We start from the raw sequence: 6,755 nt of genomic DNA, 5'->3' as shown, positions 1-6,755 counted from the left end.
GCGGTTACGGACTTACCTGAAGCACACGCCCTTCGCGCGCATGAGTCCGAGCAACCTGAGGCTCAAGCTCATCAAAGTAGGCGCGGTCATCATCCGCAATACGCGCCGAATCCGCGTACTCATGAGTGACAGCTACCCCTATAAAACGGCGCTATCCGATCTCGTCAGGCGGTTGGTGCCGAACTGACTGCTCGGGCTCCCCCGGCCCGACGCAATGGGGGGAAGGGGGAGGTGTGTCTGAACGACGAAAAGTGGTTAAAAAGTAGCCGATGTAAGTCGAGCCAATAGGTGTTTAGCGGTGTTAGCCTGAGTGCGGTACTGGCTGAGGTGCTATGAGAAATCCAGGCTAGGCAAAAATCACCTAAGTAGAGGCTAGAAACACCCGCAACTGCGGGTGTTTTGCGTTATAGCGCTTCTAAACATGCTGGCACTGGCGGAAAGCGCCGGGGACGACCATCTTCCTGCATATAGAGGGTACACACCTGACTTTCAGGCAGCTCTAATGGCACGTGGCTGGAAATAACCAGAATCCCATGCTGTGCGCGGCGCACAAGGCTGGTGACGACATGACGCCGAGTTACCGCGTCAAGCCCGGCTAACGGCTCGTCGAGCAGTAGAATGGGCCGTCGCGCCAGCAGCACGCGTCCCAGGGCGATACGTCTCGCCTGACCTCCAGAGACGGCTGCTCCATACTCGCCCAAAGGTGTCTCAAGCCCCTGGGGCAACCCTCGCGCCCAGGTGCCTAGCGCCAAATCATCAAGAACGCTCCACAGCTCACTATCACCGGCATGACGGGCACCAAGGCGTAGATTTTCCGCCAGACTCATGTCAAACAAATCCCACTGTTGGGGCAGATAGCCGACGGCGTTGTGCATTGACCACTGCTCAATGGGATAACCATTAAGGCAACACTCCCCGGACAGCGGCAGCAACTCGCCGGCCAATACCTGCAACAAGGTCGATTTGCCACACCCCGAGGGGCCACGTAAACAGAGTATTTCACCGCTCTTCAACGCCAGGTTGATACGTTGCGGCCCCACCAATGCTCCAGGCAGGCGTGCTGTTAATTGGCTGACATTTAGCTGCCAGCTGGGCGGTGTGATTTCAGCCTCCTCAATAGCGGCTTGCGCCCTCGGCGCCCCTTCCGCCAGGGTATTGAGGCGATTCCGTGCGGCAAGGCTCGCGTCCAAGGCAAGAAAACTATGGGTCAGTGGTGCCAATATTTCCCCTAATGCCAGGACCGCCAAGACGGCGGCTAACAGCATTGGCACCGTCAAATGGCTGGCCGCTAACAGCGCTTCTGCCTGCCATAGCACACTAACGATGGCAGCTCCCAGCGCCACCTGCTGCAACGCGGTGGTCAGGCTGGCAAGCAGTTGCTGGCCCTCCTGATGCGCCAAGTAGTCGGCGTCCCATTTTTTCACTCGTTGGGCCATCTCTGGCCATCGCCCCCACAGCACTAATGAGGTAATGGCTGCCAAGGGCTCAATCAGTGCCACCCGACGACGCTCAGCAAGTTCGGCCCTCTGGCGTGCCTGATCAATACCACGCCATAACGCCAGTAACGGCAACCCCAGCCAGGCTAACAGCACTCCCGGCAAAGCAGCCCACATCAGGGTGCCACTCAGCCAGTAAAGTCCTGCCATGACAACCGCCACCATTAGCCCGGCCCAGCCCCAGGGCAGGAGCGCCCGCAATACCACCTGATCAAGCTGGTCTATATCGGTCACAAGGCAATGCATAGCGTTGGCCGTACCGTGGTGAGAAGGACTGGAAGCCGCCTGCAATAATGGCTTTTTCCCCAATGCCATGAACAATCGACAACGCAGATCCTTCAGCAATCCTAGCGCGGCATCATGGGACGCTAGGCGTTCACCGTAGCGCCCGGCCGTGCGTACAATGGCGCACAGACGAATCAGCGCTGCGGGGCGAAAATAGTCGAAACCGAAGGCGGTCGCCGTCATCGTACCGGCAACCGCCGCCGCGGTAATAAACCAACCCGAGATAGCCAGCAAGCCAATCACAGCCAGCAGCGTGGCGGCACCTAGCAAGAACGCCAGCGACCAGCCGCCACGCCGAAGCAACAGCAAATCACGCAGCCGGATAGTGGGAGGTTGTTCTGCAGAAGGTGTCTTGTTTAGCCGCAGCATGCCATGGCCTCTTTCGATGACAGCTCAATTTGCCGATCGACCCACTCCAGGCCCGCCGACTCGTGACTGACGATAAGCACGCTACGCCCGCGGCTAAGCTTTCCGATCAATGCATTGAGTTGCCAGGCAGCATCCGGATCAAGGTGGGCCGTGGGCTCATCGAATAGCCAGAGCGCTGCATCACGAAGCAGCAACTGCGCCAATCCCAAACGTTGCAGCTGGCCACCGGAGAGTCCCTGTCCGCGCTCGCCCAGCTGCGTGGCAAGCCCATTACCGCGAAGCAGAATCGGCCACAGCCCGACCAGGTTCAGAACCTCAATAAGCTCTTGATCTGTTTTATCCGGGGCCGCCAAGCGCAGGTTATCTGCAATGCTGCCGGACTGGATCGGTGGTTGCTGACTAAGGTAGCCAAGCTGGCGTTGCCAGGTGGCGCGGGACCACCGGGCAAGTTCGCAACCCTTCGCCTTCAGGCTGCCCTGGTAAGCGCTAAATCCCAACAACGCATGCAAAAGGCTCGACTTGCCCACTCCGCTTTCGCCCTGCACCAATACCCTTTCCCGCGCCGCCAGCGTGAGGTTAAGCGGCGCCAGGCGAAGCCGACCGCCTTCACCCCGAACACTCAGCTCGTTACACTCCACGGTGAAAGACTCGACGTTTCCCGCTACCGGGGGTAGCGGTGCCTCTTGAGGCTGCCAAGTGTCAGCTTCCAGCAGAGGCGTCAACGCCTGCATGGCACCGATTGCTTCCGCCCGGGCATGATAGTCTGTGCCCAATTGGCGAAGCGGCGCATAGAACTCGGGCGCCAGCAGTAAAATAAACAACGCCCCCTGATAGGGCACCGGCACCTCGGCTTTCGCCCAGGGTAAAAGGCCAAGCAGCCCTAAGCCGAGATAAAGCGCCACCAAGGCAATCGCCAACGCGGCAAAAAACTCCAGCACCGCGCTGGATAGAAAGGCAAGTCTAAGCACCCGCATAGTACGTCCACGGTAGGCGTCACTCGCCTGGGCGACCTTGGTCTCTGCTTGGTCAGTTGCTCCCATGCGCTGTAGCGTCGCCATCCCACGAACCAGGTCGAGGAAGCGGCCCCCCATACGCGCCAGGGCGACGAACTGCTGCTGACTGGCACCCGCAGCCGCACGTCCCACCAGGATCATAAACAATGGCACCAACGGCGCGGTCATTAGCATCAATCCCGCGGCCAAGGGGCTGTGCAGCGCTACCACCGCCGCTATCAGGCAGGGCACTAGCACCGCCAGCAAGCTCTGTACCCGATAGCGGCTAACGTAGCCGTCCAAGGCATCCACCTGCTCCAGCACCTGAGTGGCCAAGGCGCCATCACTGCCAAATTGGCGCCTAACCGGCCCAAGGTGGCCAAGCTGCGTTAATAACTGGCTGCGTAAGGCGTCACGAGCACGCAGGCTGGCCTGACGAGACAGCCACTCCCGGCCAGCGTGGAGAAAAGGGCGTAGCACCATGCTAATGGCCAGCCCTGCTAGCCAAACCGTCGGATGGCCCGGCGACTCCCTACCCTGCCAAAGCAGTAACCAATGGTGAAAAATAGTGGCCAACAGCCAACTCTGGGCAATCAGCAATACCACGCCGATCATCGCTAGCAGCGTGGCGCCCCGCAACCACCAGCGTTGTTGGGCAAGGCAGCGGTTCAGCCGATGCCGCGGGTCATTGGCTTCAGTCGCTCCGCTCATGCTCGGATTCGCCTTCATAGCCATTCACTTCAAGCCACATGGCGTTAAGAATGCTGACGGCAGCCGCCAGCGTGACACCCAAAATCCAGGCGAAATACCACATACGACACCCTCCTCAGTAAAGCGCTTTGTCGTTATCACGAATAAATTGCTCGTTCAGGCGTCCGCGCATGACCCAGTAACTCCAGGCGGTATACAGCAGCACCAACGGCACGAAGATACACACCACCACAAACATGATCTTGAGCGTCAACTCGCTCGCCGTGGCATCCCACATGGTCAGGCTATGGTTGGGGTTCAGCGACGACGGCATCACGAAGGGAAACATCGTAACGCCCGTTGTGACCACCACCATGGCCATGGCGACAGCCGAACTGGTAAATGCCAGCGCATGGCGTCCCAGCTTCATGGTCAGCGCGCAGAGCACAAAACCTAAGACGCCCAGTACTGGCAGTAGCCACAACAGCGGGAAGCGGCTGTAGTTGGTCATCCAGCCGCCAGCACTGACCGCCACGATTTTACCGGTGGTATCGTTGTACCCCTGGGTGTCGATTACGCTAGTCACTTGGTAGCCATCAACGCCCAGGAGCAGCCACACCCCACCCAGTACGAACAGTGCCGCGCATATCAGTGCTGTCAGGCTGCCGATGGCCGCACTACGGCTGCGCAGTTCGCCCTCGGTTTTAAGCTGCAACCAAGCCGCTCCGTGGGTGACGAACATCATCAGGCTCAACAGCCCGGCCAATAGCGCAAAGGGGTTCAATAGGCCCAGCAAGCCGCCCTGATACTCCAGGCGCAGATAGTCATCGAACTGGAAGGGAACGCCTTGCAAGAGATTGCCAAAAGCGACACCAAAGATCAGCGCGGGAACGGCGGAGCCGATCGTCAAACCCCAATCCCAACGACGGCGCCATGTGGGATTTGCCAACTTGGAGCGATAATCGAACGCCAGGGGGCGAAGAAAAAGCGCGAACAGTGTCAGCATCAAGGCGAGATAGAAGCCGTTGAAGGCCGTTGCGTAAACTGGAGGCCAAGCGGCAAACAGTGCGCCCCCTGCGGTGACCAGCCAGACCTGATTACCGTCCCAATGAGGCGCCATGGAGTTGATCATCACCCGGCGCTCCTCATCGCCGCGCCCGACAACGTTGAGCAAGGCGGCAACGCCCATATCAAAACCATCGGTGACCGCGAAGCCCACCAATAGCACGCCGATCAGCACCCACCAGACAAACCTAAGGGTTTCGTAGTCCATCATCATGCCTCCCGTGCTGGGGTTGAAATTGGATAGTCAGACTCAGCGTCATCATCCAGATAACCGCTACCGGAGGGCCCTTTGCGGGCAAAGTGCTGCATCAGCCACATTTCGATGATGACGAAGATGGTGTAGAGGACGCCAATAGAAATCAGGGTAAACAGCACCTGCTCGGCCGTCAGGCTGGAAATGGCCAAGTGAACCGGCAGTATCTCGCCGATTGCCCACGGCTGACGCCCATATTCGGCCACGAACCAGCCCGCCTCACAGGCAATCCAAGGCAGCGGTAGGCTGAACAGCGCGAAGCGAAGTAGCCACCGGGACTTCTCTGGCTGACGACGTACGCTATGCCAGAAGGCCAGCGCAAACAGCAACAGCATGCTAAAGCCCGCGGCGACCATGGCCCGAAAAGACCAGAAAAGCGGCCAAACCTTGGGAATCGACGCTTCAACGGCTTGATCAATTTCGGCTGTGGTCGCATTGGCTACATCGTCGCTATAGGCACTGAGCAGTAGCCCATAACCAAGATCGCTGCGTACTTCCTCGAACCGAGCCATATCCCCTTCGCGCTCTTCATCACTGCGCAGGCGCTGCATGAGAGCGTAGGCCTCCTGGCCATTGACGATGCGTTCGCGGTGCTCTTCCTTAAGCTCTCGAATACCCATCACTTCGGTATTCAGCGAGCGCGTGGCGATCAAGCCCATCACACCAGGTATGCGGATGGCAAAGTCGGTGTGCTGTTCCGCCTCGTTGGGGAGCCCAAATAGCGTGAAAGCCGCAGGTGCGGGATGGGTTTGCCACTCTGCTTCGATGGCGGCCAGCTTGACCTTCTGCACGTCCCCCAGCTCATAGCCAGACTCATCGCCCAGTACAATGACCGATAGCGCGCTGGCCAACCCGAAGGCAGAAGCAATCGCAAAGCTGCGCCGCGCAAAGGCAATCTCACGCCCCTTGAGCAGGTACCAGCTTGAAATCGCCAACACGAAAATCGCCCCGGTGACGTACCCCGCTGACACGGTATGCACAAATTTGACTTGGGCGACGGGGTTGAGCAGTACCTCTGCAAAGCTGACCAACTCCATACGCATGGTGGCTAGGTTGAGCTCCGACCCTACGGGGTGCTGCATCCAGCCATTGGCTACCAGAATCCACAGGGCTGACATATTGGTCGCCAAGGCCATGAACCAGGTAACCGCCAGGTGCTTCTCTTTTGACAGGCGATCCCAGCCGAAGAAGAATAGCCCGACCAGCGTCGACTCAAGGAAGAACGCCATCAAGGCTTCTATCGCCAGGGGCGCTCCGAAAATATCGCCGACATAGTGAGAGTAGTACGACCAGTTAGTGCCGAACTGGAACTCCATGGCGATACCGGTCGTTACCCCTAACGCAAAGTTAATACCAAACAGCTTGCCCCAGAATTTGGTCATCTGACGATAAATGGTTTTACCGGTCATGACATAGACCGACTCCATGATCGCCAGAAGTATCGACAGCCCTAGCGTTAAGGGTACAAACAGGAAATGCACCATCGCCGTAAAGGCGAACTGCAACCTGGATAATTCAACAATGTCCATGAGTGACTCCCGATGGATAGCTTAAACACACCTTTCGCCCCACCGGGAAACCACAGACAGGTGCTAACCCAGGCAA

The 6,755-nt window shown here is 58.5% G+C and carries 6 protein-coding genes; 1 reads left to right on the top strand and 5 read right to left on the bottom strand.

Annotated features, from left to right (window positions below):
- Positions 1-187: transposase (locus HALA3H3_RS26145; RefSeq protein ID WP_199105076.1), on the top strand; the 187-nt coding region annotated here is incomplete at its 5' end.
- A gap of 217 nt (positions 188-404) precedes the next feature.
- Here HALA3H3_RS26145 and cydC read toward each other — a convergent pair.
- From cydC to HALA3H3_RS13105, 5 genes are read right to left on the bottom strand one after another with little or no spacing between them, the layout of a single operon-like run.
- The gene (cydC, locus tag HALA3H3_RS13125; RefSeq protein WP_022522060.1) at positions 405-2,150 is read right to left on the bottom strand and encodes a thiol reductant ABC exporter subunit CydC; all 1,746 of its coding nucleotides are present in this window, start codon (positions 2,148-2,150) and stop codon (positions 405-407) included.
- A complete protein-coding gene (gene cydD, locus HALA3H3_RS13120; protein WP_022522059.1) occupies positions 2,138-3,853 on the bottom strand; it encodes a thiol reductant ABC exporter subunit CydD in 1,716 nt (571 codons plus the stop codon). The genes cydC and cydD overlap by 13 nt, the downstream gene beginning before the upstream one ends.
- Positions 3,837-3,956: a cytochrome bd-I oxidase subunit CydX gene (gene cydX / locus HALA3H3_RS13115; protein ID WP_053856982.1), complete on the bottom strand. Its 120-nt coding sequence runs from the start codon at positions 3,954-3,956 to the stop codon at positions 3,837-3,839. Before cydX ends, cydD begins: the two co-directional genes overlap by 17 nt.
- A gap of 12 nt (positions 3,957-3,968) precedes the next feature.
- Positions 3,969-5,111, bottom strand: a complete 1,143-nt coding sequence (gene cydB, locus HALA3H3_RS13110) for a cytochrome d ubiquinol oxidase subunit II (RefSeq protein ID WP_022522058.1) — start codon at positions 5,109-5,111, stop codon at positions 3,969-3,971.
- A complete protein-coding gene (locus HALA3H3_RS13105; RefSeq protein WP_022522057.1) occupies positions 5,108-6,679 on the bottom strand; it encodes a cytochrome ubiquinol oxidase subunit I in 1,572 nt (523 codons plus the stop codon). The genes cydB and HALA3H3_RS13105 overlap by 4 nt, the downstream gene beginning before the upstream one ends.
- Between the last annotated feature and the right edge of the window lie 76 nt (positions 6,680-6,755).

The organism is Halomonas sp. A3H3, assembly GCF_000982975.1.
In the GTDB taxonomy this organism is placed as follows: domain Bacteria; phylum Pseudomonadota; class Gammaproteobacteria; order Pseudomonadales; family Halomonadaceae; genus Vreelandella; species Vreelandella titanicae.
The sequence above is the reverse complement of the archived record's forward strand: the minus strand, read 5'-3'. Positions and strand labels throughout refer to the sequence as shown.